The sequence below is a fragment of the Weissella cibaria genome, from assembly GCF_004521965.1.
Classification (GTDB): domain Bacteria; phylum Bacillota; class Bacilli; order Lactobacillales; family Lactobacillaceae; genus Weissella; species Weissella cibaria_A.
The window spans coordinates 37121-61297 of the sequence record NZ_SDGK01000065.1 but is presented as its reverse complement, the minus strand read 5'-3'; the positions used below and the strand labels follow the sequence as shown (position 1 = coordinate 61297).

The following is a 24177-nucleotide window of genomic DNA, read 5'->3' as shown; positions in this document are numbered from 1 at the left end:
GAACTTGCTTGATGACCCTACACATTTGTTTCATCGAAACGATATTCAGTTTTCAAAGAACTATCTCGTTGTCGCTCATCAGCAACGTTATTTATATTACCAAGTCAGCGATTCAATGTCAACAACTTATTTTAATGAGCTGTGACTTGTCAAACCAGAAACACATATACCGCCGCAAGCAACTTTTATATCTTACCGAATCAAAGTTGGTTTGTCAACAACCGATTTCAATTCGATCTGATTGATTTTGCAATTGAATTGTATCTCTTGCAAAACTCAACTTGAATATAATACCCAATCTAAGGATGCTTTGCAACCCCCTAATTTAAAATACACTAATCTAGTCGGGCTACGCCTGTCATATCAACATTTGTCAGTAAGCCTGCCGCATCTTTTGCATTCATAAATTGCAATCCCAGTAGCGCTAAACGATTCATATTGAAATCTGTTGTATCAATTGGTTCGAAGGTATACAACGAAATCAAATCTTCCGCAGTCTCTAATCCCTTACCATGCCATGCCGCTAACTCGCCCAGCCGTAAGTTATCTAAATTAATACCTAGTTCCCCTTTCATACCAGTTAAAATCGAACCCAATGCCGTATCTCCAGCATGTTTGTGCATCTTCACTGTGTAGAAGCGTGGTGTTGGTACCTCATCAGTCACTAAAAAATAAGACTGATCATTTCGTGTAAATACAATTGTTCCAGCAATCATTGACATGTCTATTTCTCCCTGTTTATCGTTGCTTCGTTTTCAAACGATCCAGTGCCTCGTTAATCATAGCATCCCGCGTTGTCGCAATGCTATCAAAGCCTATTGTTAAATGCTGATTTGTCCAGTAGTGGTGATGCCAGTTATCCACACGTTGATTATCACGATCGGATTTCACAATTTGGCCACCATCTAAAACACTGCGTTGTGATAATGAAATCTTCTGATTATACTGATCAATATCTAGTACCATCACTTTTATCACCTGACCAACATATAATTCATCTCCCACGTGTCGAATAAACGCCGAACGACACTCAGAGATATGAATCAGGCCTTGCGTATGTTCGTCTAACTGTACAAAAGCCCCATATGGTTGAATACCAGTAACCGTTCCTTCTACTACATCCCCAATACGATATGTCATTGGTGCCACTCCTTAACCATTAGTCTATCTTCTTATATGTATCCCGGCACACCGGGTAATCACTTAAGCAATCGTTGCTTTAATGATCTTAATATCTTCTACTGGCTTATCCGCATAATCAACACGAACCTTAGTCAAATCATCAACAACGTCCATGCCTTCAACAACATGACCAAATACAGTATGACGCTTATCAAGCCATGGTGTACCACCTTGTGCACCATATGCTGTCACAACTTCGTCAGGGACTAAGCCATTTAATTGACGCAACATGTTAGCTGGGACACGTGAAGCTTGCACAATGAAGAATTGTGAGCCGTTTGTATTTGGACCAGCATTTGCCATCGACAATGCACCACGCAAATTAAAGACTTCGTCAGAGAACTCATCTTCAAACGCACCACCCCAGAGTGACTCACCACCCATACCAGTACCAGTTGGGTCACCACCTTGAATCATAAAGTCGCTAATCACACGGTGGAAGATAATCCCATCGTAATAACCTTTTTCAATTAAACCAACAAAGTTTTCTACTGTCTTTGGTGCTTGTGCTGGGAACAATTGAATCTTAATTGTTCCCTTTGACGTCTCAAGCACAGCAACAGGACCTTCTACTGCTGCCAAATCAAATTGTGGCAATGCCATATTTATTTTCCTCACACATTCTTCAATATATTCCTTAGCTATTATAGCATAATCTTTAAGGCGTCTTTCAAGCGTCGTAAAACGTGCTAAACTTAGTAATAGTTGTCATTCGACAAGATATATAAATATACGGGAGTAGAAATCGACATGGTTCACATCATTGATTTGTTCCTTCACCTCGATGTTCATTTGAATAACTTGGTGAATACCTGGGGTGTTTGGTCATACGTCGCCTTGTTTGCGGTTATCTTTATCGAAACTGGCTCAGTTATTTTCCCATTCCTACCAGGTGATTCGCTACTGTTTGCAGCTGGATCTATTTCAGCGCTACATGGTAGCATTTTAAACCACTGGGTCTTAATGATTATGTTCTGGATTGCCGCTGTTTCAGGTGATTCATTGAACTTTTTCCTTGGCCGAACTGTTGGCCTGAAATTAGTTAAACACCCGCTGCTTGGTCGTTTTATCAAAGATGAACACTTGACAGAAGCCAACGACTTTTTCGTTAAACATGGTAAGATGGCCGTTATCTTAGGTCGTTTCCTACCAATCATTCGTACCTTGGTGCCATTTACAGCTGCGATTTCTGGATTCAAATACCGCAATTTCATTGTATTAGAAATGATTGCGGCAACTATCTGGGTCGTCGTGGCCGTTGAAGCCGGCTACTACTTCGGTGGTATTCCTTTCGTAAGTGAACACTTCTCATTGGTCATTATTGGTATCTTGGTGGTTACTGCACTCCCTGCCATTATCAGTGCAGTCCGCCAATCATTAATTAGTAAAAAGCAAAAACAAATGGAGCAATAAATAAAAAGGCCTGTTCGTTATGAACCGGCCTTTTTGGTTCTATTCTTTTTGGCGTTGGTGGTTAATCACCAACGCTTTTTTTGCATTTATCAATCATTCTCAAAACAACAATAAAAAACACCAATAGCTCGGTGTATCCTAAAGTCGTCTAAAACTAAAATACAAGGAGAGCTATTGATGTCTTTAAATGATTCTATCCTACGTAGCGTCGGATTAACAGACCCAAATTTCGAATTTTTAATGGATGATAACGGTGAATTCAACCACATCTCATATCGTGGAAAAGATAATCATAAAACTATCGTTTATGAAGCTGCACTACACGGTGATATGGATCGATGCACGTTGTGTGGCCAAGAGAGTATATTAACCAAAAATGGTTTCAGCAAACCCACCGAAGTAAAGCTACCCGCAACTAACGGTTTCGACAACCGCCTACGCCTGCGTAAGCAGCGCTATTACTGCCATGAGTGCAACGCTTCCGTAGTTGTGTCATCACCCGATTTAGAAGAAGCCCGAAACATCTCTAAACCCCTACGCCTTCAAGTTATTCGACTGGCTATGGAGGATATTTCAGAGAAAGTTATCGGTTTTATTTTGCGTCTTTCACACTCAACAGTTCACCGTGTTATCAACGACGAACTCCAGGATTATCGTTATGACTACAGTCATTTACCAGCAGTTCTAAGCTTCGATGAAATTCGAATTAGCAGATCATACGCTTTCGTGTATGCATCACCTGACAACTTTATGGAGATATTGCCAAGTCGTGATTTAAACACAATCCGAAGTTATTTCTATGGCTTCTCTTTGAAGCAACGCCAGGCAGTCACGCACGTCGTCATGGACATGAACGCTAGCTACGCTACCCTCGTGCCGGAACTATTTCCTAATGCCCAAATTGTCATTGATCGATTCCATATCGTTCAACTAATGACCCGTGCCATCAACACTATTCGCACAGGCATTCAGCATCTACTTGATAAGCACTCTCGTGAATACAAAATAATGAAAAACGGCTGGCGCCTTTTCCTCAAAAAATACAGCAACTTAGAAACTACCCATCGTAAATATATGCGAGGCTTGAACGAATATATCACGGAAGAAGAAGCTCTCACGCTAGTGTTCAAATCATTTCCGGTTCTCGAGGCGGCTTATTTAGTGTACCAAGAAGCTTTAGAAGCAATGGACAAGCGTAGCCCCGAGCTAATTCATGCATTGATCAGCACTTACAAACCGGTGGGTTCCGCCATGGACGTGACCATCGGTACTTTTAAGCGCAATTTAAAAGGCATCCTCGAAAGTCTTCGTTGCCCATGGTCAAACGGTAAAATCGAAGGCATCAACCGTCGCCTTAAGCAAATAGCTCGTACCGCATACGGTTATCAAAACCTCGGTAATTACATGCGACGCATCCGTATCCAAATGAAGTATGGAAAATTCTAAAAAAAGTGGTGACAACATTTCTGTCATCACCACTTTTTGCGACTCTTCAAATCGCGTTAATTTTCAAATTCATTGTCGACCAACGCTATTTGGCATAGAGCCGAAATATCTTGAGACACAAAAAAACCTCACACATTACCGGTTCGACATCACTGCCATTCAACCTAGACTTGGCTACTGCCATCATCGTAACGGTTTATACCATGTAACATGGGAGATTTCATTGTTTTGTATTAATTAACCAATGAAATTAGTCAACCAATTCCAAGATAACCATTGGTGCAGCGTCTCCACGACGTTGTACCGTCTTCAAGATGCGAGTGTAACCACCTGCGCGGCCCTCAAAGCGAGGTGCAACATCGTTGAACAAGTGTTGCAAAGCCGTTTCTACCTTGACCTTGTTATCTTCAGTCGTTTGTACGTCAGCAACGACGTTACGTACGAAAGCAGCGGCCTTACGGCGTGAAGCCAAGTCACCACGCTTACCCAACGTAATCATCTTTTCTGCAGTACGGCGAACTTCCTTAGCTCGAGCTTCTGTCGTTTGAATGCGACCGTTGATCAACAAAGCAGTCGTCAAATCACGCAACATAGCCTTACGTTGTGAGCTAGTACGTCCCAACTTGCGGTATCCCATGAGTATGTCCTCCTTTACTTGGAATTCTATCGTTTAATCTAATCTTCCTTGCGGAACCCTAAACCGAGCACTGCCAGCTTTTCCTGGATTTCGTCAAGTGATTTCCGACCGAGGTTTCGTACAGACATCATTTGAGTTTCTGTACGCTCCGTCAACTCTTGTACAGAGTTGATCCCGGCCCTTTTGAGACAATTATAAGAACGAACTGACAAGTCCAACTCTTCAATAGGAGTGTCGGCATGCTTGCTAGTTGGTGCTTCTTCCTTGTCTACCATCACTTGTGTGTTAACCGCACGTTCTGACAACTCAACGAATGAGTTCAAGTGGTCTGACATGATGCGAGCTGCCAATGAAATAGCTTCAGTAGCAGTCAATGATCCATCAGTCCAGATGTCCAAAGTCAACTTGTCAAAGTCATCACGGTTACCCACACGCGTGTTCTCAACTTGATAGTTTACGCGTTCGATTGGGGTAAAGATTGAATCAATTGCTAGAACGCCAATTGGCATTTCATCATGCAATTCCTTATTCTGGTCCGCAGACACATAACCACGTCCGCGTTCAGCAGACAAAGTCATATGCAACGTAGCCCCAGCCGCAACAGTGGCAATGTGAAGGTCCTTGTTCAAAATCTCCACATCACTGTCACCAGTGATGTCTCCGGCCGTCACAGTAGCGGGACCGGTTACGTTAACTTCGAGCGTCTTCTCTTCATCACTGTCGATGCGCATTGAAACCTTCTTGAGGTTCAGAATGATTTGCGTGACGTCTTCAACAACACCTTCGACCGTTGAAAACTCGTGCAAAACGCCATCAATTTGTACTGAATTGATTGCCGCACCAGGCAATGAAGACAACAATACACGGCGTAGGGAGTTACCCAAAGTAGTTCCGTAACCACGTTCAAGCGGCTCAACCACAAACTTACCGTAATTGCTATCCTCTTCAACCAGCGTAATCTTTGGGTTTTCGAATTCAAGCATACTGTTTGTTACCCCTTTCAAAGCATTGTGTGAACTAGTTGCAACTGGCAATTAGACACGACGACGCTTTGGTGGACGTGAACCGTTGTGTGGTACTGGAGTAACGTCCTTAATAGACGTAACTTCCAAACCAGCAGCGGCCAACGCACGGATAGCGGCTTCGCGACCTGAACCTGGTCCCTTAACAGTGACCTCAACAGTCTTCATGCCGTTTTCCATAGCACCCTTGGCAGCAGCCTCAGCAGCCATTTGCGCAGCAAATGGCGTTGACTTACGGCTACCTTTAAATCCAAGAGAACCAGCTGACGACCAAGCAACGGCGTTACCTTGAACGTCGGTGATCATCACGATCGTGTTGTTGAACGTTGCGTGGATGTGTGCAACACCTGACTCAATATTCTTCTTTACACGACGCTTACGATTAGTACGACCTGCCATAATCAAGTAATCTCCTTTCCTTAAAAATTAATTACTTCTTCTTACCTGCAATTGCAACAGCTGGGCCCTTACGCGTACGGGCATTGTTCTTCGTGTTTTGACCACGAACAGGCAAGCCCTTACGGTGACGGATACCACGGTATGATGCAATTTCTTGCAACGCCTTAATGTTCAATGAGACTTCACGACGCAAGTCACCTTCCACCTTAATACCGTCTACGACGGCACGGATGGCGTCCTCTTGGTCGGGAGTCAAATCACGAACACGAACGTCTTCAGAAACCTTAGCTTCTTCCAACACCTTCTTGGCAGTTGCGTTACCGATTCCATATACATATGTCAATGCGATCACGACACGCTTGTCGCGAGGCAAATCAACACCAGCAATACGAGCCATTACGATTACCTCCTATACAAAGATTTAATAAGTTTTACAACCAAAATGCAAATTATGCACCTTGACGTTGCTTGTGCTTAGGGTTTGCAGAGCAAATCACCATCACACGACCGTTACGCTTGATAACCTTGCAGTTATCGCACATAGGCTTAACAGATGGACGAACCTTCATGGTATTTACCTCCCTTGGATATTTTTATGGTTGACTACTTAAAGCGGTACGTAATACGTCCCTTAGTCAAATCATATGGCGACATTTCAACCGTCACACGATCACCAGGCAAAATGCGAATAAAGTTCTTACGAATCTTCCCTGACACGTGAGCTAGAATGGCGGCGCCGTTTTCCAATTCAACGGTAAACATGGCATTTGGCAAAGTTTCCTTTACCACACCAGAAATTTCAATAACATCGTTGGCCACGTTGCTGCCTCCTTAGTTGTGACAATGGAGAACGTAACAAGTTATTATAACATGCTTACTTGTAATTAAACAATAAAAGCTTCGTTAAATAATTAAGCGTTCTTCAAATTATCAAGTAACGTCTTTACATCAGCGAACACTACATCAAGCTCGCGAGCACCGTCGATCTTGTTCAAGATACCTTTTTGGGCATAGAACTTAGCGATAGGCTCAGTAAGCTTTCCGTTAACGTCCAAGCGATTCTTAATCACTTCAGGCGTATCGTCTGCACGGCCACGGGCCATCATACGATCAACCAAAACATCAGTATCAGCAGTGAAGTAAAGAACACCGTCCAATGAACGACCGTCCTTTGCCAACATCTCATCCAATGCCTTTGCTTGGTCCAAGTTACGAGGGAATCCATCAAGGATGAATCCAACCTTCGTATCCTCTTCTGCCAAACGTTCAGCAACGATACCATTCGTAACTTCGTCAGGGACCAAGTTACCGGCATCCATGAATGACTTTGCCTTCAACCCAAGTTCAGTTTCGTTAGCCATAGCCGCACGGAACATGTCACCCGTACTGATGTGCGGCAAGTTGTACTCTTCCACAATCTTGGCAGCTTGGGTACCCTTACCAACACCTGGCAAGCCCAATAGCATGATATTTAAACTCATTTTGCTTCGACTCCTTCTTGAATAAATCCAACATATTGCCGCTTCATCATCAATCCTTCAAGTTGGCGAATCAGATCAATTGCCACACCAATGACAATCAATACTGATGTTCCTGACATTCCAAGGTTACTATCCAACCCGAAGATGTGTGTTGCTAGGATAGGTACCAAAGCAACAAATCCTAGAAACAAAGCGCCGACTACTGACAAGCGCATCAGCAGACCTGACAACCACTTCTCAGTGGCGCGTCCAGGCCAGACGCCCACGATGTAACTACCTTGCTTTTGTAGATTCTCGGCAACCTTTTCAGGATTAACCTGAACAAAGGCATAGAAGAATGTAAACAAGATAATCAACAACGTGTATACAATACCACCCTGCATTGTCTGCAGTGATAGGTATTGCATCAAAATGTTGTACCAACCTGCATCCGCAAACTTAGTTGCAAAAGCCTGCAAAATCGTTTGTGGCGTTACCAGCAAAGATGAAGCGAAGATAACAGGGATAACACCCGCAACATTAATCTTCAACGGCAAGTAAGATGAGTTACCTGAACCCGTTGAACGACGTGTATATTGCATTGGAATCTTGCGAATTGCTTGGTTAAACCACGTAACAAACGCGATAACCAAGATAAAGATCAACAAAATACCAGCCAAGAATGCCCACCCACGCGCTGGGTCGTCACCTTGGAGAATATGTTCCTTGAACAGTTGGTATACACCTGCTGGCACACGCGCAATGATACCAGCAAAAATCAACATTGAGACACCTTGACCAAGTCCGCGCTCAGTAATCATCTCACCCAACCAAACGGCAAACATTGTTCCCGCAGTTAAGATGAAACCGATCAACAAGTACGTTTCCAAATTTGGCGTCTCTACCAATTTAACTTGACTCAATTGATTGAATCCAGCGGTAATTCCAATAGATTGGACAAACGCTAGAACAATGGTCAAATAGCGGGTCACTTGATTCAACTTACGTCGACCAACTTCACCTTGTTTCGACCATTCAACAAATCGTGGCACAATATCCATTTGTAGGAGCTGTACCACGATTTGTGCAGTAACGTATGGTGAAACTCCCATTGCGAACAATGAGTAGTTTGTAAGACCACCACCGCTAAACATATTCAAAATGCTGCCGAGCCCAGAATTTGCTACTTCAGTAAGTGCGGCCGTGTTAATACCCGGCACAGTAATGTAAGCACCCAATCGGTAAACAATCAGAATCCACAAAGTAAAGATCAACTTCCTGCGAATGTCCTTTTCCTTCAGTGAATTGAGCACGGTTTTCAGCATTAGATCACCTCAGTCTTACCACCGGCAGCTTCAATAGCCGTAACAGCAGCGGCTGAGAACTTGTTAGCCTTAACAGTCAATGACTTTTCCAATTGACCGTTTGCCAAGATCTTAATGCCACTCAATTCGTTTTTAACGATACCAGCTTCGACCAACAATGCTGGTGAAACTTCAGTTCCGTTATCGAATTGGTTCAATACGTCAAGGTTTACAACAGCGTATTCCTTGCGGTTGATGTTCGTGAAACCACGCTTTGGCTTACGACGGAACAAAGGCATTTGTCCACCTTCAAAGCCCAAACGTACCTTACCACGAGCCTTTTGACCCTTTTGACCACGTCCAGCAGTCTTACCGTTACCTGATGACTCACCACGCCCAACACGGTTGCGGACGTTGCGTGAACCTTCAGCAACTTGGAGTTCATTAAGCTTCATTAGGTTGTACCTCCTTCAAAGCAATCTATTTATATGCTTACTTAACTACTTCAACAGTAACCAAGTGAGCAATCTTAAACACTGCACCACGCGTTGCTGCGTTGTCAGGCAACACGACTGATGATGAGACCTTGTTCAAACCAAGGGCCTTAACAATCGCACGTTGCTTTGGCAAACGGTGGGCAGCACTCTTAACAAGAGTAATCTTAACTTGTTCAGCCATTTTCTGCCTCCTTAATCTGCCAAGTGCTCAAGTGAGACCTGACGCAATTCAGCAACTTCTTCAGCGTTCTTCAATGAGTTGATTGCATCGAAAGTTGCGCGCACAACGTTAATTGGAGTTGCTGATCCCAATGACTTTGCAGTCACGTCGGCAACACCAGCCAATTCCAAAACGGCACGAGCAGCACCACCAGCTGCCACTCCAGATCCTTCAACGGCAGGCTTAAGCAAGATGCGACCACCGCCAAAGACACCATTTGCAGAGTGAGGAAGGGTCGTACCGACAGTTGGAACTGCAACGATGTTGCGCTTTGCAGCTTCAACGGCCTTGCGAATAGCTTCAGGCACTTCTTGTGCCTTACCAGTACCAAAACCAACGTGTCCGTTACGGTCACCAACAACTACCAAAGCAGCGAAACGCAAGCGGCGTCCACCCTTAACAACCTTGGTAACACGGTTGATGGCAACAACGTTTTCTTCAAGCTCGCCGAGCTTGTTTGCATCGATAAAAGCCATGTTAAATTTCCTCCTTCCCTTAGAACTTCAAACCAGCTTCACGAGCAGCTTCAGCCAAAGATTGCACACGACCGTGGTACAAGTAACCACCACGGTCAAATACAACAACTTCGATGTTAGCAGCCTTGGCGCGTTCTGCGATCAAAGCTCCAACCTTTGCTGCTTGTTCAGTCTTTGGAGCAGTCTCAACTGACTTGTCCAAAGTTGAGGCACTAGCAAGCGTCACACCCGCTACGTCATCAATTAATTGCGCGTAGATGTTCTTGTTAGAACGGTAAACGTTCAAGCGTGGGCGCTCAGCAGTACCAGAAATCTTTCCACGAACGCGCGTGTGTCGGCGTTGACGCACCTTGTTCTTGTCTGACTTCGTAATCATGTTCGTAACCTCTTTTACATATATTCGAAAGATATACTAACAAGTAAATCCCGAGACGTTGCGCCCGGGCCTTAAGCTATAAGCTTAAGATTACTTACCAGTCTTACCTTCCTTACGTGCAACGTATTCGTTCTCGTAACGGATACCCTTACCCTTATATGGCTCAGGTGCGCGTACGGCACGGATTTCAGCGGCCAAGTCACCAACAAATTGCTTGTTGATTCCTTCAACCGTGATCGTAGTTGAATCAGGAACTTCAACGGTCAAACCTTCACGGGCCTCAAACTCAACAGGGTGTGAGTAACCAACGTTCAAGACAAGCTTGTCGCCTTGCTTAGCAGCACGGTATCCGACACCGACCAACTTCAAAGTCTTCTTGAAGCCATCAGTTACACCTTCAACCATGTTTGCAACGTTAGCGCGAGTAGTTCCGTGAAGTGCCTTGATACGTCCTTCATCTGAAGGACGAGTGAATGTTACTTCTGTACCGTCCACAGTGAACTCGATTTGTGAAGCGACTTCGCGTGAAAGTTCACCCTTAGGTCCCTTAACAGTAACGACGTTACCTTCGCGTGACAATTCAACGCCAGCAGGCAAAGTCAAAACCTTGTTACCAATACGACTCATCGGTAGACACCTCCTTATTAGATTTTATTTATTACCAGACGTAAGCCAATACCTCGCCACCAATCTTCTTGGCGCGAGCTTCCTTATCGGTGATGACACCTTCAGAAGTTGAGATGATAGCGATACCCAAGCCGTTCAAAACCTTAGGTACAGCATCTGCCTTGACGTATGAACGCAATCCTGGCTTTGAAATACGCTTCAAACCAGTGATAACGCGAGTCTTGTCAGTACCGTACTTAAGGAAGACACGGATGACACCTTGCTTGTCATCTTCAATGTATTCAACGTCGCGAACAAAGCCTTCGTTCTTCAAGATCTCGGCGATGTCCTTCTTGATCTTTGATGCAGGAACTTCAACTGAATCGTGGCGAACCATGTTCGCGTTACGAATGCGAGTCAAAAAATCTGCAATTGGGTCAGTCATTGACATTGATGTTTGCCTCCTATTATTAATTACTGTAAATCAGTGAATGATTACTTTGCGAAAGGCATACCCAATTGAGTAAGCAATTCACGACCTTCTTCGTCAGTGTTGGCAGTCGTAACAACGACAATATCCAAACCACGGACACGGTTAACTTGATCGTAATCAATTTCTGGGAAAATAAGTTGTTCACGAATTCCCAACGTGTAGTTTCCACGACCATCAAAGGCCTTTGGTGAAACTCCACGGAAGTCACGAACACGTGGCAATGAAACGTTGATCAACTTATCCAAGAAGTCGTACATACGCTCACCACGCAAAGTAACCTTAGTACCGATTGCCATCCCCTCACGCAAACGGAAGCCAGCGATTGACTTCTTAGCGCGAGTGATAACTGGCTTTTGACCAGCAATCAATTCCAATTCAGCAACAGCTTCATCCAAGTTCTTTGAGTTTGATACAGCGTCACCAACACCCATGTTAAGCACGATCTTTTCGATCTTAGGTGCTTGCATGATTGATGAGTACTCAAACTTTTCGATCAATGAAGGCGTTACTTCATTGACGTACTTTTCCTTCAAGCGATTTGCCATGATAATGATTTCCTCCTTTCACCTAGAAATTATGCCAAAGTCGTTCCAGACTTCTTAGCAAAACGTACCTTCTTACCATCTTCAACCTTGTAACCAACCTTAGTTGGTTCGTTAGTAGAAGGGTCAAGCAATTGTACGTTTGAAACGTGGATTGGAGCTTCAAGCTCAACAATTCCACCTTGTGGGTATTGGTTGTTTGGCTTTTGGTGCTTCTTTACAATGTTCACACCTTCGACAACAACTCGGTCCTTGGCGGCCAAAGTCTTTACGACTACACCTTCCTTGCCCTTGTCCTTGCCGGCGATAACCTTAACCTTGTCACCAGTCTTCACAAACATGCGAGGCTTCCTCCTTGATTTAATGATGGTAATTACAATACTTCAGGTGCCAATGACACAATACGCATGTAATCATTGTCACGCAATTCACGCGCAACAGGTCCGAAGATACGTGTACCTACAGGGCTCTTGTCATCCTTTACGATGACTGCAGCGTTCTCATCGAACTTGATGTATGAACCATCAGCACGGTGAACTCCTGAAACAGTACGAACGATAACAGCCTTAACGACGTCACCCTTCTTTACAGTACCACCAGGAATAGCTTGCTTAACAGTTGCGACGATCATGTCACCGATACCGGCGAACTTACGACCTGATCCACCCAAAACCTTGATAGTCAAGATCTCACGTGCACCAGAATTGTCAGCAACCTTCAAACGACTCTCTTGTTGAATCACGATTTTGTCCTCCTTCCGTTATTGGTAAGATTCGAGATTAAACGATTAGATAATAACGGCCTTCTCGACGATTTCTACCAAACGGAAGCGCTTTGTAGCTGACGTTGGACGCGTCTCCATGATGCGTACAATGTCACCTTGCTTAGCTTCGTTGTTTTCATCGTGAGCCTTAAACTTCTTCGTGTACTTAACACGCTTACCATAAACTGGGTGGTTCTTGTAAGTTTCGATGGCAACAGTGATTGTCTTGTCCATCTTATCAGAAACCACGCGGCCTTGGTAAACCTTACGTGCGTTACGAGCTTCAGTCATATCGGTCTCCTCTCTTAGTCTACTTGTTCAATTCTTGTTGACGAATGACCGTCTTGATACGTGCGATTTGCTTACGTACTTCTGACAATCGAGCCGTGTTCTCAAGTTGACCAGTAGCTAATTGGAAACGCAAGTTGAACAATTCTTCCTTGTAGCTCTTTTCCTTGGCAACCAACTCAGCTTGGCTGAGACCCTTGATTTCGTTTTGTAGATCCTTGATCTTCATTATTCACCCTCCACTTGGCGAGTCAAGATCTTAGTCTTGACTGGCAACTTGTTAGATGCAAGACGCAAGGCTTCGCGGGCAACCTCTTCAGGAACACCGGCAACTTCAAACATTACCTTGCCGCGCTTAACAGGTGCAACCCATCCGTCTGGAGTACCCTTACCGTTACCCATACGAACACCAACACCCTTAGAAGTGTATGACAAGTGTGGGAAAATCTTGATCCAAACTTGACCACCACGCTTCATGTGACGCGTCATAGCAATACGAGCAGCCTCGATTTGACGGTTTGAGATCCAGTGTGATTCAGTGGCTTGCAATCCAAACTCACCAAATGTAACTGTCTTACCACCCTTGGCCTCACCGCGCATCTTTCCACGGTGTGGACGGCGGTACTTTACACGCTTTGGTACTAGCATGTTACTCGCCTCCTTGCTTCTTTACAGACTTTTTCTCTGGCAAAATATCACCACGGTAAATCCAAGTCTTAACACCCAATTGACCGTAAGTAGTTGTTGCCTCATCCCATGAGTAGTCGATGTCAGCACGCAATGTGTGCAAAGGCACCGTACCCTCAGTGTATTGCTCTACTCGAGCAATGTCAGCTCCATTGATACGTCCAGAAACTTGCGTCTTGATACCCTTGGCACCAGCACGCATTGCACGTTGGATAGCACCACGCATTGCACGACGGAATGCTACACGGCGCTCCAAGTCAGATGCAACTTGTGAACCTACCAAGTGGGCGTCCAAATCAGGCTTCTTAATCTCAATGATGTTGATGTGGACACGCTCGCCCTTAGCAACCAACTTTGAAAGTTCGTTACGCAATGCATCAACTTCAGAACCACCCTTACCAATAACCATACCTGGCTTAGCAGTGTGGATTGAGATGTTCACGCGGTTAGCAGTACGCTCAATTTCGATACGTGAAACTGATGCGTCAGCCAACTTAGTCTCGATGTACTTACGCAACTTCAAATCTTCGTGCAAAGCCGTTGCGTAGTCCTTCTTGTTCGCGTACCACTTAGCATCCCAGTCGCGGATGATGCCGACACGCATACCAGTTGGGTTAATCTTTTGACCCATGACTCAATCCTCCTTACTTTTCTTTTACCACAATCGTGATGTGGCTTGTACGCTTGTTGATTGGTGAAGCTGAACCCTTGGCACGTGGACGGAAACGCTTTAGCGTTGGTCCTTCGTTAGCAAAGGCTTCTGCAACTACCAAATCTTCGCGATCTAGTGAGAAGTTGTTCTCAGCGTTAGCAACTGCTGAGTTCAACACCTTGTATACATCTTCTGAGCTGTGGTTTGGCAAGAATTGCAGAATTGCAAATGCCTCAGCCACAGACTTACCACGAACTTGGTCAAGCACTAGGCGGACCTTACGTGGAGCGACACGAACGATCTTCGCTGTGGCGCGTGCTGACGTGATTTGTTCAGCCATTGTATTGTCCTCCTATATTACTTGCGCTTAGTCTTCTTATCGTCTGCTGCGTGTCCGCGGAACGTACGCGTAGGGACGAACTCACCAAGCTTGTGACCGACCATGTCTTCTTGTACCAAAACTGGCACGTGCTTACGTCCATCGTAAACAGCAAAAGTCAATCCAATAAAGCTAGGGAAAATCGTTGAACGACGTGACCATGTCTTGATGACAGCTTGCTTTTCTGAAGCGTTGGCTTCTTCAACCTTCTTCAACAAGTGAGCGTCAGCAAATGGTCCCTTCTTCAGGCTACGACCCATTTTAAGGTCCTCCTCTCGTTTGCTAAAAACTAATTAATTACGGAGTGTAAGTGATTACTTGCCCTTACGACCGCGAACAATGAACTTCGTTGAACGAGCCTTCTTGTTACGCGTCTTCTTACCGGCAGTCTTCTTACCCCATGGTGACATTGGTGATGGGCGTCCAACAGGAGCCTTTCCTTCACCACCACCGTGTGGGTGATCGTTAGGATTCATAACTGATCCACGAACGTGTGGACGTTGACCCTTCCAACGACGACGACCAGCCTTACCCCAGTTGATCAATGAGTGTTGTTCGTTACCAACAACTCCAACTGTGGCACGGTTAACGGCCAAAATCATACGTACTTCACCTGATTGCAAGCGAACAAGTACGTACTTTCCTTCCTTACCCAACAATTGTGCTGATGCACCGGCAGAACGGGCTAATTGACCACCCTTACCAGGCTTCAACTCGATGTTGTGGATTTGTGTTCCGTCAGGGATGTTTGCCAATGGCAAAGCGTTTCCGACCTTGATGTCGGCTTCAGGCCCTGATTGAACAGTCATTCCAACTTCCAAGCCCTTAGGCGCCAAGATATATGCCTTAGTACCATCAGTGTATTGCAACAAAGCGATGTTAGCAGTACGGTTTGGATCGTATTCGATCGCAACAACCTTAGCTGGAACATCATCCTTTGTACGCTTGAAGTCGATAATACGGTATTGGCGCTTGTGTCCACCACCACGGTGGCGCACAGTCATGTGACCGTATGAGTTACGAGCACCAGTGTTTGACTTTGATTCCAACAAGCTCTTTTCAGGCGTCGTCTTAGTGATTTCAGCAAAATCTGAAGACGTCATGTTACGACGACCGTTAGAGGTTGGCTTGTACTTCTTGATAGCCACGCTAATTTCCTCCTAATTAGTTTTCGTTGAACAATTGAATGTCCTTAGAAGCGGCAGTCAACTTAACAGTTGCCTTCTTACGCTTCTTAGTGTAACCAGCGAAACGTCCTTGACGCTTCAACTTACCACGTACGTTCGCCGTGTTGATCTTTTCGATCTTAACATCGAAAATCTCTTCAATAGCGCGCTTAATTTGTGGCTTAGTGGCGCGAACATCAACTTCAAACGTGTAACGCTTTTCATCCAAAACGCTCATCGTTTGTTCAGTGATGACCGGGCGCAAAATGATATCGCGTGCGTCCATTATGCCAAAACCTCCTCAACTTGTGCCAAAGCTGATTGAACTACAACCAACTTATCGTTGTTGATTACGTCAAGCACGTTAACACCCTTTGCAGTCATAACAGTAACGTTTTCCAAGTTACGTGCTGCCAATGCTGCGTTAGCGTTATCATCGTCCAAGACAACCAACGTCTTTTCGTTTACGTTCAAGTTGTTCAAAACTGCCTTGAATTCCTTAGTCTTAGGAGCGTCGAATGACAATGCATCGACAACAACCAAAGCTGAGTCCAAAACCTTTTGTGACAACACTGACTTCAATGCCAAACGGTAAACCTTCTTTGGCAACTTGTAGGCGTATGAACGTGGCGTAGGTCCGAAGACAATACCACCACCACGCCATTGTGGAGAACGGATTGAACCTTGACGGGCACGTCCAGTTCCCTTTTGACGCCAAGGCTTCTTACCACCACCTGAAACCGCTGAACGATTCTTAACGGCGTGAGTACCTTGACGCATTGATGCGCGTTGCATCAAAACAGCGTCGGTAACAACGTTGTTGTTTGGCTCGATTCCGAAGATTGAGTCGTTCAACTCGATCTCACCGGCGTTTGAGCCGTCTTGCTTAAACAAAGCAACCTTAGTCATGTTAGTTTCCTCCCTTCGTCCTTATTACTTAGCCTTAACAGAGTACTTAACAGTAACAAGTGACTTGTTGGCACCAGGAACATTACCCTTAACCAAGATCACGTTGTTTTCTACGTCAACGCGAACTACTTGCAAGTTTTGTACAGTGCGCTTGTGGTTACCCATGCGTCCAGGCAACTTCTTACCCTTGAAGACGCGGTTGATGATGGCACCCAATGAACCAGGTCGACGGTGGTAACGAGAACCGTGCGCCATAGGACCACGTGATTGGCCATCCTTCTTGATGTTACCTTGGTAACCATGACCCTTTGTGATTCCAGTTACGTCAACAGCTTCGCCAGCAGCGAAAATATCAACCTTAACTTCATCCCCAACATTGAATTCTCCCTCAGCGTCGCGGATTTCACGAATGTAGCGCTTAGGGGCCGTGTTTGCCTTGGCAACGTGACCTTGCTCAGGCTTGTTGCTCAAAACGGCACGCTTGTCTTGGTAACCCAATTGAACTGCGTTGTAACCGTCGTTTTCCAAAGTCTTAACTTGGAGAACTACGTTTGGCATAGCTTCAATTACCGTTACGGGGATAAGCTCACCGTTCTCAGTGAATACCTGAGTCATGCCGACTTTGCGGCCTAAGATACCCTTAGTAGTCATGACTATCTCCTTTGAATAGTAAATCTAAATTTTTGATCAGTTAAATGCTTAATCAGGCAAGTTGTTGTTTGTTGTTGTGTTGTAAAAATTACAACTTGATTTCGATGTCAACACCGCTTGGCAATTCAAGCTTTGACAAAGCATCAACCGTCTTAGCAGTTGGGTTCACGATGTCGATCAAACGCTTGTGAGTGCGCATTTCGAATTGCTCACGTGAATCCTTGTGCTTGTGTGGTGAACGCAAAACCGTGTACAACGTACGCTCAGTAGGCAATGGAATAGGACCTGAAATTTCAGCACCTGTACGCTTTGCCGTTTCAACAATCTTTTCTGCTGAAGCATCCAAGATCTTGTGCTCGTACGCCTTCAAACGGATACGAATCTTCTTACTTGCCATGATATAAATTCTCCCTTCGTCCATATTGGAATATGAAACTAACTCCGTGGAAACTACCGACGCACCCCAAAGAGCTCCATGGCAATGGGCCCCGTGGCAATGCTGCCGGGTGTGTCGCAACCTCCCACATCATCGCTTGTCGATGGCACACTAATATACCGTGGGAAATACCCACCCGTATTTAACGTACTAGAATATAATACAGCATACTAAAAGTATTAGCAAGCTTTTTCGCCAACTTTGTTGTGACAAACATATCACCTTTTTTCACGCCGGTTTCATAACTAATTCCGGAAACCATAATAACTAATTTTTTAAATAATTACCACTCTTTATGTTTACGAATTTCTTTTCAATTCTTGTGCGTCGAAATTATCGTGTTTATTCATGATGATTCCTATATAATAGTACTTAGTTTACACATACAGTTATGTTGACTATGGGTATTCGACATTTTGGCTAACCTATTTCAACTATACATATAGTAGTAATTAAGGAGTTTCCCGATCTTATGACGCATTCACAAACAACATTACATCCAATATGGGATGAGTTCCCTGCTATTCGCAAGGAGCTGCAAGGGGTATTAGATCGTATCGAAGCTAACCTAGACGCCAATGACGCTGACGTCGAAGCCGCCCTTATAGATATGTTCTCGCATGGTGGCAAATTGCTACGCCCTGCATTTACAATTCTGATTGGTCGTTTCTTCCCAGCGGAGCGTGAACCATTATTGAACCTGGCTGCAACGGTAGAAATGTTGCATACAGCCTCACTTGTCCATGACGACATCATCGACGACTCACCCAAGCGACGTCACGCCGAATCTGTTCAGTCACGATTTGGTAAGGATGTTGCTGCGTATACGGGAGATTACCTCTTCGCCGTAACATTCCGTTCGTTGGCTGATAACACAGACGACATTAACGTTGTTCGGATGGCCACACGTTACCTAGAACGTATCCTATCTGGTGAGCTAACCCAACGGACAAATCACTACAAGCGTGATATGACCATCGCAAATTATGAAGATCAAATTGCTGGTAAGACAGCTGCCCTCTTTGTATTAGCAGCCAACTTAGGGATCGCTGCCAGTCGTGCCCCAAAAGATTTTGCGGGCCTCGCAACTGACTTTGCCTACAACGTTGGTATGGCCTTCCAAATCCTTGATGACTTACTCGATTACAGTGCTGATAGCACAACCTTAGGTAAGCCAATCTTGAACGACGTCCGCGAAGGGGTCTACTCAGCGCCTTTGATTATTGCCATGCAAAACAACGAGGAGATTCAATCGCTACTCGCCAAAGGTGCTACGATTACCGACAATGAAGCCGTTCACCTAGGCGAGTTGGTCCGAGGCTCTGGTGCACTATCCGTTGCCGAAGACATGGCGGTTGCTTATACTAACACAGCCCTAGAACGACTGACTGATATGCCTGAACACGAATCAAAGCGTGTCTTAATCAATATCAGTCAAACGTTGCTCACCCGTAACGATTAATTCTGCATTACTATGATAGAAGAAAAGCACGTAACAGCTGAAAAAAGTTGTTACGCGCTTTTTATTAGTATTCTTCTAAATAATCGAATTCAAGGGCTGGATTAGCATTTAATGACCAATCACCACGCTTACCATGCCGATATGCGATATCCCCAGCTGCACCAATCATCGCTGCGTTGTCGCCAGCCAACTTGATTGGCACGGGAATAAACGCCGCCTCGGGAAATTCAGCCATCATTGCCGTTAGCCCATCACGCAGACCACGGTTGGCAGCAACTCCGCCAGCTACAATAAATGATTTCACAGGATAGTTTTGCAGTGCCCGTCGTGTCTTAGCGACTAAGACCTCAACCACAGCTGCTTGGAAGGAAGCCGCTAAGTTAATATGGTCAACCGTTTCGCCACGTTGATCCGCATTATGCATTAAGTTAATCACCGCGCTCTTCAAGCCCGAAAATGAAAAATCATAGCGATCATCGTTCATGAGTGCGCGTGGCAAATCATATGTGGGTCCACCTTGGTGCGCCATCTCATCTATTGTCTTACCTGATGGATATTGGAGCCCCATCGTTCGACCAACCTTATCGTAACTTTCACCAGCAGCATCATCACGCGTATCACCGATTACAAGGTAATCGTATTCCTCACGCATCAAAACCAATTCCGTGTGCCCACCTGAAACCATCAATGCTAAGGCCGGGTATTGGATGGGCGCCACGAAGTTCGCCGCACTGATATGACCTGCTAAGTGAATAACCGGCACTAACGGTAATTGATGCGCCCAGGCAATCGTCTTAGCTGCCGTCACCCCAATCAACAGGGCCCCAACCAAGCCAGGCCCTTGAGTAACTGCGATTGCCGTCAAATCTTGATATGTTAATCCGGCATCCTGTAAAGCGGCATCAGCTAATACCGTTACCTGTTCAATGTGGTGACGACTAGCAACTTCCGGCACAATGCCACCAAAACGTTGATGACTTTTAATCTGAGTAGCTGTCTCCAAGCTCACGATTTCAACACCATCTTTAACAATGGCAACACTGGTTTCGTCGGCACTCGATTCAAATGCCATTATGTATCGCGCCATCTTGTCCTCCTATTCCGTTGCTAATGGTAACGTGACATCCATTAGATATGCATCTTCTTTCGGATCGCGATAATAATCCTCGCGAATGTTATAAATAATAAAACCTAGTCGCTCATATAATTTGATTGCTCGTTTATTACCTTGGCGCACTTCAAGTAAAATACGTGTACCTGCATCGAAGCTAATTAACCATTGACGCAACAGGCGCTCACCTAAATGTTGCCCCTGAACGCCCGGCATGATGGCAACGTTAGTAATTTCAAGGTCTTCACCTAAATGTGTCCCACCAACAAACCCAATCGGTTCGCCATCAACTTCAATAACCATGTAACGGGCAAATTTGTTTTTTAAATCATTTGCAAAGGCTTGTTTTGACCAAGGCGATCCTTTGTACGCCGCCTTGGCAATTGCATAAAGTTCCTCAGTTGTCGTTTCATTTCTGAACGTAAAATCCATCTGTTTTTCTCCCGAGAATCTGCGCCATGTCCAGCGCATCTTCCCCGTTGTCTTCATAATAATGTGCTTTGCGTCGCACTACTTGGAACCCTAAACGTTCATAGAGCCGTTGGGCACCTGTATTAGACACTCGTACTTCCAGTGACATCCGATTAAAGCGAATTTGCTTAGCAACCGTCATCATATACATCAATAAGAAGGTACCAATACCTCGTCCCTGCCAGTGCGGTGCAACGGTCACATTGGTAATATGCACCTCGTGGATGCCTGGGCGGAAAGCCGCACCGATATAGGCTACCATCGCGCCAGTTTCAGGTTCGCGAACGATGACATATAACCGTTCGCGTGAACGATGTAACTCGCTATGGAAAATATCAGCAGACCACGGTTCTTCCCCGTGGTAAGCTTCCCGTTCCAATTCCACCATTTTATCAACATCTTGATACTGTGCCGGCACCAATTCAAAATCGAACCCTTTGACGCTGACCGTCTGCTTAAATTCTCGTAGGCTCTTTGGTAGCGGATGCATTTGCCAGTGTAACCAGTTTTTAAACCTTTTCCACATAAACGCCATCACCTGCATCAGGGTGTGCCTTTGCCCAATCTGCCTCAGCTTGTGAAAGTCGGTAATAATTTGGCACAAATTGATGAATATCAGTTATCTCCATTAGTACCGGTGTGCCCGTTGTTAGCATCATCATATTAGCTGCATGTGGCAAATTATCTTCAGCAAATATCACTTCTGGCAGTGTCGCTTGAAAATCATCTACAAAGCGCGCCCATTCACCAACTAACACAACTGGCCGTTGCTCTTCACGAAGCATTGCAATCAACTTTGGCACATTGGTATGCCGGTCTGGCGCAACCTGGACCAGGCGATCATTGTCGCGGACATACCCTCCCGCATACAAATTGTCATTCCGGGCATCCATAATCGGTACAATCACCGCATCAGACCGCACCACATTCGTTGCTAAGACTGCCAAACTTGAGACCCCTTGCAACGCAATCTGCAATGTAAAGGCCAATGTTTTTGCTGTCGTCACCGCAATCCGCAAGCCCGTATACGATCCTGGCCCTTGGCTCACAATTACTCGGTCTAGGTCTGATGGTTGCCAACCAGCTTCACGAATTAGTTCGTCAATAAAAGGCAACAATTGTACTGAGTGATTTTTGGCAACATTCGTCTCCCGTTGCCCAATTAGTTTGTCATCTTCAAACAACGCCACACTGAGTGGCTGATTGCTTGTATCAAAGGCAATAATCTTCATGATTACCTTTCTCCCATCATTTTTTACGCGTAAATGTCTAACTGCTATTTTACCGCATTTTTTCTGGATTAACACAAAAACCCCAGAGTGGTAAACTCTAGGGTTTATTAATTGATTTTTAACGATCTTCGTAACCGTGTGGGTGTTGTTGGTGCCAAGTCCATGCCGTCTTGATAATTTCCTTAACGTCATCATACTTCGGCGCCCATCCCAGCACTTCGCGGGCCTTAGCTGAAGAAGCCACCAATGAGTCTGGGTCTCCGGCACGACGTGGACCAACTTCGGCAGGGATTTCCTTACCCGTTGCTTCGCGTGCTGCTTCAACCATTTGCTTTACTGAGAAGCCGTTGGCTGAACCCAAGTTAAATTGATTTGACTCGTTACCCTTTGCTAAGTAGTCTAAAGCCAAAACGTGCGCGTTGGCCAAATCCATAACGTGTACATAGTCACGCACATTGAAGCCGTCTGGGGTGTTGTAGTCATCCCCAAACATCATAATCTTCTCACGTTGACCCAAAGCCGTTTGCAAGATAATTGGCACCAAGTGCGTCTCGACTGGGTGATCTTCACCAATTGAACCATCAGCCTTAGCACCCGCAACGTTGAAGTAACGCAAGGCAACCCACTTCAAACCGTAAGCTTCATCAGCCCACTTCATGATGTGTTCCATTTGAAGCTTTGACTCACCATATGGGTTGATTGGGTTTTGTGGCGTCGTTTCCTTAATTGGGTTTTCTTCAGGAATACCGTAAGTTGCAGCCGTTGATGAGAAGACAATTTGCTTCACGTCAAACTTCAGCATCACTTCCAACAAAGCAATCATTCCAGCCGTGTTGTTATCGAAGTACTTTAGCGGATCAGCCATTGATTCTGGGACAATCGAAGAAGCAGCAAAGTGCACCACTTGTTCAATATTTTCCTTTTCAAAAACCTCACGCAAAGCTGCCTTATCACGAATATCTACTTCGTAAAAAGGCACTCCTGCCGGAACCGCAGCACGGTGACCTGTCAACAAGTTGTCGACAACCACCACGTCACGTCCATCTGACAACAACGTATCAACCATGTGTGAACCGATGTATCCGGCTCCACCAAGTACCAAAATGGCCATGTTTGTATCTCCTAAATAATTTATTACTTCTTAGTTTAGCTTAATTTTCAGCGTCCGTCCATTCGATTGCCGCCTCAGCTGACAAAGTATCACCTGACCAAATGCGGTGAATTGTGGCATCTTCCAATGTTTGGGCTTCTGACTTAATTGTGTCGCCCAACAAAACTTCGTGCTCGTACTTAATGTTCAAGCGCTTTGGTTCATGGGTCTTCACAAAATCATGATCCAACACGTCTTGAATCCAGTCAAAGTACTTTGAATTATTCACGTGTTGGTTTGAATCGATATCCAAATAGCGCACCACATATTCTTGCGTCACATCCACCGGAATATCTGCAATCATATGTTGTGGCTCTGGTTGACGTGGAATCTTCTTAACCCGTTCTGGTTCATACGCATCCACCATCTCTTGTGGAATGCGCGCTATGCGACGACGTTCCATATCAATCATGGCGTACAACGCATCGATTTCAACAAGCACATTACCGGCTTCATCAAGAATCCGGTACATGCGCTTGGAAAAGAAGGGATTAAACTCCTTAGCCAGCGTTTGCAACGTTAAATTCTCGCCGATTCTTGGTCGGCGATTAATTTCAACCATGTGCTGTAAAATAATCCAACCAATCCCTTGTGTGTGGACAAAATCTGGTCCCACCTCAAGATCAACACTTTGTTGGGTCGAGCTTAGGACAGCTAGATTAAAAATCATTGGTAAGCTCAACTTACCTGTTACGTCTGCTTCGTAGTACAGCACTTGGTGTTGCATACTGTATATTTCTGCCATTG

General features: G+C 45.1%; 40 protein-coding genes. 3 read left to right on the top strand and 37 right to left on the bottom strand.

What is annotated here, in order from left to right:
• Positions 1–335: 335 nt before the first annotated feature.
• The 3 genes from EST42_RS08165 to EST42_RS08155 form a co-directional block, all read right to left on the bottom strand.
• On the bottom strand, positions 336–722 hold the full coding sequence (locus EST42_RS08165; protein WP_134644978.1) for a hypothetical protein: 387 nt from the start codon (positions 720–722) through the stop codon (positions 336–338).
• Positions 723–738: 16 nt separating this feature from the next.
• Positions 739–1140: a CvfD/Ygs/GSP13 family RNA-binding post-transcriptional regulator gene (locus EST42_RS08160; protein ID WP_134644977.1), complete on the bottom strand. Its 402-nt coding sequence runs from the start codon at positions 1138–1140 to the stop codon at positions 739–741.
• Positions 1141–1203: 63 nt separating this feature from the next.
• Positions 1204–1785, bottom strand: coding sequence for a peptidylprolyl isomerase (locus EST42_RS08155; protein WP_134644976.1), 582 nt, complete (start codon positions 1783–1785; stop codon positions 1204–1206).
• A 147-nt stretch (positions 1786–1932) separates the two neighbouring features.
• Between EST42_RS08155 and EST42_RS08150 the strand changes: the two genes are divergently transcribed.
• Complete coding sequence (locus EST42_RS08150) at positions 1933–2595, top strand: VTT domain-containing protein (RefSeq protein ID WP_134644975.1); 663 nt, start codon at positions 1933–1935, stop codon at positions 2593–2595.
• A 177-nt stretch (positions 2596–2772) separates the two neighbouring features.
• Positions 2773–4041 (top strand): ISL3 family transposase, encoded by a 1269-nt coding sequence (locus EST42_RS08145; RefSeq protein ID WP_134643756.1) that lies wholly within the window; start codon positions 2773–2775, stop codon positions 4039–4041.
• Between the two features lie 250 nt (positions 4042–4291).
• Here EST42_RS08145 and rplQ read toward each other — a convergent pair whose 3' ends face one another.
• The 28 genes from rplQ to rpsJ form a co-directional block, all read right to left on the bottom strand.
• On the bottom strand, positions 4292–4678 hold the full coding sequence (gene rplQ, locus EST42_RS08140) for a 50S ribosomal protein L17 (RefSeq protein ID WP_004560241.1): 387 nt from the start codon (positions 4676–4678) through the stop codon (positions 4292–4294).
• Positions 4679–4716: 38 nt separating this feature from the next.
• The gene (locus tag EST42_RS08135) at positions 4717–5661 is read right to left on the bottom strand and encodes a DNA-directed RNA polymerase subunit alpha (RefSeq protein ID WP_134644974.1); all 945 of its coding nucleotides are present in this window, start codon (positions 5659–5661) and stop codon (positions 4717–4719) included.
• Positions 5662–5712: 51 nt separating this feature from the next.
• Positions 5713–6099 (bottom strand): 30S ribosomal protein S11, encoded by a 387-nt coding sequence (gene rpsK, locus EST42_RS08130; RefSeq protein WP_004560243.1) that lies wholly within the window; start codon positions 6097–6099, stop codon positions 5713–5715.
• A gap of 31 nt (positions 6100–6130) precedes the next feature.
• Entirely contained in the window at positions 6131–6496 is a 366-nt protein-coding gene (gene rpsM / locus EST42_RS08125) for a 30S ribosomal protein S13 (protein WP_010369336.1), read from the bottom strand.
• 52 nt (positions 6497–6548) lie between these two features.
• On the bottom strand, positions 6549–6668 hold the full coding sequence (rpmJ, locus tag EST42_RS08120; protein ID WP_004560245.1) for a 50S ribosomal protein L36: 120 nt from the start codon (positions 6666–6668) through the stop codon (positions 6549–6551).
• 34 nt (positions 6669–6702) lie between these two features.
• The gene (gene infA, locus EST42_RS08115) at positions 6703–6918 is read right to left on the bottom strand and encodes a translation initiation factor IF-1 (protein WP_004560246.1); all 216 of its coding nucleotides are present in this window, start codon (positions 6916–6918) and stop codon (positions 6703–6705) included.
• Between the two features lie 92 nt (positions 6919–7010).
• The gene (locus EST42_RS08110) at positions 7011–7580 is read right to left on the bottom strand and encodes an adenylate kinase (protein WP_134644973.1); all 570 of its coding nucleotides are present in this window, start codon (positions 7578–7580) and stop codon (positions 7011–7013) included.
• On the bottom strand, positions 7577–8884 hold the full coding sequence (gene secY, locus EST42_RS08105; protein ID WP_134644972.1) for a preprotein translocase subunit SecY: 1308 nt from the start codon (positions 8882–8884) through the stop codon (positions 7577–7579). The genes EST42_RS08110 and secY overlap by 4 nt, the downstream gene beginning before the upstream one ends.
• Complete coding sequence (gene rplO / locus EST42_RS08100; RefSeq protein ID WP_010369350.1) at positions 8884–9318, bottom strand: 50S ribosomal protein L15; 435 nt, start codon at positions 9316–9318, stop codon at positions 8884–8886. Before rplO ends, secY begins: the two co-directional genes overlap by 1 nt.
• A 37-nt stretch (positions 9319–9355) precedes the next feature.
• Positions 9356–9541 (bottom strand): 50S ribosomal protein L30, encoded by a 186-nt coding sequence (gene rpmD, locus EST42_RS08095; protein ID WP_004560255.1) that lies wholly within the window; start codon positions 9539–9541, stop codon positions 9356–9358.
• Between the two features lie 11 nt (positions 9542–9552).
• Positions 9553–10056 carry a 30S ribosomal protein S5 gene (rpsE, locus tag EST42_RS08090; protein WP_134644971.1) on the bottom strand — a complete coding sequence of 168 codons (504 nt, stop codon included), beginning with the start codon at positions 10054–10056 and terminating at the stop codon, positions 9553–9555.
• A 19-nt stretch (positions 10057–10075) separates the two neighbouring features.
• A complete protein-coding gene (rplR, locus tag EST42_RS08085) occupies positions 10076–10432 on the bottom strand; it encodes a 50S ribosomal protein L18 (protein ID WP_134644970.1) in 357 nt (118 codons plus the stop codon).
• 90 nt (positions 10433–10522) lie between these two features.
• Complete coding sequence (gene rplF / locus EST42_RS08080) at positions 10523–11059, bottom strand: 50S ribosomal protein L6 (RefSeq protein ID WP_010369360.1); 537 nt, start codon at positions 11057–11059, stop codon at positions 10523–10525.
• 31 nt (positions 11060–11090) lie between these two features.
• Positions 11091–11489, bottom strand: coding sequence for a 30S ribosomal protein S8 (rpsH, locus tag EST42_RS08075; protein WP_010369363.1), 399 nt, complete (start codon positions 11487–11489; stop codon positions 11091–11093).
• A gap of 44 nt (positions 11490–11533) precedes the next feature.
• Positions 11534–12076: a 50S ribosomal protein L5 gene (rplE, locus tag EST42_RS08070; protein WP_010369366.1), complete on the bottom strand. Its 543-nt coding sequence runs from the start codon at positions 12074–12076 to the stop codon at positions 11534–11536.
• 29 nt (positions 12077–12105) lie between these two features.
• Positions 12106–12414, bottom strand: coding sequence for a 50S ribosomal protein L24 (gene rplX, locus EST42_RS08065; RefSeq protein WP_010369369.1), 309 nt, complete (start codon positions 12412–12414; stop codon positions 12106–12108).
• A gap of 32 nt (positions 12415–12446) precedes the next feature.
• Positions 12447–12815: a 50S ribosomal protein L14 gene (rplN, locus tag EST42_RS08060; RefSeq protein WP_004560264.1), complete on the bottom strand. Its 369-nt coding sequence runs from the start codon at positions 12813–12815 to the stop codon at positions 12447–12449.
• 45 nt (positions 12816–12860) lie between these two features.
• The gene (gene rpsQ / locus EST42_RS08055; protein WP_004560265.1) at positions 12861–13127 is read right to left on the bottom strand and encodes a 30S ribosomal protein S17; all 267 of its coding nucleotides are present in this window, start codon (positions 13125–13127) and stop codon (positions 12861–12863) included.
• 19 nt (positions 13128–13146) lie between these two features.
• Complete coding sequence (rpmC, locus tag EST42_RS08050) at positions 13147–13353, bottom strand: 50S ribosomal protein L29 (RefSeq protein WP_004560266.1); 207 nt, start codon at positions 13351–13353, stop codon at positions 13147–13149.
• Positions 13353–13772: a 50S ribosomal protein L16 gene (gene rplP, locus EST42_RS08045; RefSeq protein ID WP_010369375.1), complete on the bottom strand. Its 420-nt coding sequence runs from the start codon at positions 13770–13772 to the stop codon at positions 13353–13355. Before rplP ends, rpmC begins: the two co-directional genes overlap by 1 nt.
• A gap of 1 nt (position 13773) precedes the next feature.
• On the bottom strand, positions 13774–14442 hold the full coding sequence (gene rpsC / locus EST42_RS08040; RefSeq protein WP_134644969.1) for a 30S ribosomal protein S3: 669 nt from the start codon (positions 14440–14442) through the stop codon (positions 13774–13776).
• 13 nt (positions 14443–14455) lie between these two features.
• Positions 14456–14803 (bottom strand): 50S ribosomal protein L22, encoded by a 348-nt coding sequence (gene rplV / locus EST42_RS08035; protein WP_002827984.1) that lies wholly within the window; start codon positions 14801–14803, stop codon positions 14456–14458.
• A 17-nt stretch (positions 14804–14820) separates the two neighbouring features.
• Positions 14821–15102 (bottom strand): 30S ribosomal protein S19, encoded by a 282-nt coding sequence (rpsS, locus tag EST42_RS08030; protein ID WP_004560269.1) that lies wholly within the window; start codon positions 15100–15102, stop codon positions 14821–14823.
• 54 nt (positions 15103–15156) lie between these two features.
• Positions 15157–15990: a 50S ribosomal protein L2 gene (gene rplB / locus EST42_RS08025; RefSeq protein ID WP_010369391.1), complete on the bottom strand. Its 834-nt coding sequence runs from the start codon at positions 15988–15990 to the stop codon at positions 15157–15159.
• Between the two features lie 16 nt (positions 15991–16006).
• Positions 16007–16294 carry a 50S ribosomal protein L23 gene (gene rplW, locus EST42_RS08020; RefSeq protein WP_004560271.1) on the bottom strand — a complete coding sequence of 96 codons (288 nt, stop codon included), beginning with the start codon at positions 16292–16294 and terminating at the stop codon, positions 16007–16009.
• On the bottom strand, positions 16294–16917 hold the full coding sequence (rplD, locus tag EST42_RS08015) for a 50S ribosomal protein L4 (protein WP_004560272.1): 624 nt from the start codon (positions 16915–16917) through the stop codon (positions 16294–16296). Before rplD ends, rplW begins: the two co-directional genes overlap by 1 nt.
• Before the next feature lie 24 nt (positions 16918–16941).
• Positions 16942–17568: a 50S ribosomal protein L3 gene (rplC, locus tag EST42_RS08010; RefSeq protein ID WP_134644968.1), complete on the bottom strand. Its 627-nt coding sequence runs from the start codon at positions 17566–17568 to the stop codon at positions 16942–16944.
• A gap of 88 nt (positions 17569–17656) precedes the next feature.
• On the bottom strand, positions 17657–17965 hold the full coding sequence (gene rpsJ, locus EST42_RS08005; protein ID WP_004560274.1) for a 30S ribosomal protein S10: 309 nt from the start codon (positions 17963–17965) through the stop codon (positions 17657–17659).
• Between the two features lie 511 nt (positions 17966–18476).
• Between rpsJ and EST42_RS08000 the strand changes: the two genes are divergently transcribed.
• Positions 18477–19466, top strand: a complete 990-nt coding sequence (locus tag EST42_RS08000) for a polyprenyl synthetase family protein (RefSeq protein WP_134644967.1) — start codon at positions 18477–18479, stop codon at positions 19464–19466.
• A gap of 64 nt (positions 19467–19530) precedes the next feature.
• Here EST42_RS08000 and tsaD read toward each other — a convergent pair whose 3' ends face one another.
• The 6 genes from tsaD to EST42_RS07970 form a co-directional block, all read right to left on the bottom strand.
• The gene (gene tsaD, locus EST42_RS07995; RefSeq protein WP_134644966.1) at positions 19531–20553 is read right to left on the bottom strand and encodes a tRNA (adenosine(37)-N6)-threonylcarbamoyltransferase complex transferase subunit TsaD; all 1023 of its coding nucleotides are present in this window, start codon (positions 20551–20553) and stop codon (positions 19531–19533) included.
• Between the two features lie 9 nt (positions 20554–20562).
• Positions 20563–21009, bottom strand: a complete 447-nt coding sequence (gene rimI / locus EST42_RS07990; protein ID WP_134644965.1) for a ribosomal protein S18-alanine N-acetyltransferase — start codon at positions 21007–21009, stop codon at positions 20563–20565.
• Positions 20987–21574, bottom strand: coding sequence for a ribosomal protein S18-alanine N-acetyltransferase (rimI, locus tag EST42_RS07985; protein ID WP_134644964.1), 588 nt, complete (start codon positions 21572–21574; stop codon positions 20987–20989). The genes rimI (EST42_RS07990) and rimI (EST42_RS07985) overlap by 23 nt, the downstream gene beginning before the upstream one ends.
• On the bottom strand, positions 21558–22280 hold the full coding sequence (gene tsaB, locus EST42_RS07980; RefSeq protein ID WP_134644963.1) for a tRNA (adenosine(37)-N6)-threonylcarbamoyltransferase complex dimerization subunit type 1 TsaB: 723 nt from the start codon (positions 22278–22280) through the stop codon (positions 21558–21560). Before tsaB ends, rimI (EST42_RS07985) begins: the two co-directional genes overlap by 17 nt.
• Positions 22281–22398: 118 nt before the next feature.
• The gene (gene galE, locus EST42_RS07975) at positions 22399–23391 is read right to left on the bottom strand and encodes a UDP-glucose 4-epimerase GalE (RefSeq protein ID WP_134644962.1); all 993 of its coding nucleotides are present in this window, start codon (positions 23389–23391) and stop codon (positions 22399–22401) included.
• Positions 23392–23431: 40 nt separating this feature from the next.
• On the bottom strand, positions 23432–24175 hold the full coding sequence (locus EST42_RS07970) for an acyl-[acyl-carrier-protein] thioesterase (protein ID WP_134644961.1): 744 nt from the start codon (positions 24173–24175) through the stop codon (positions 23432–23434).
• Positions 24176–24177: the final 2 nt, after the last annotated feature.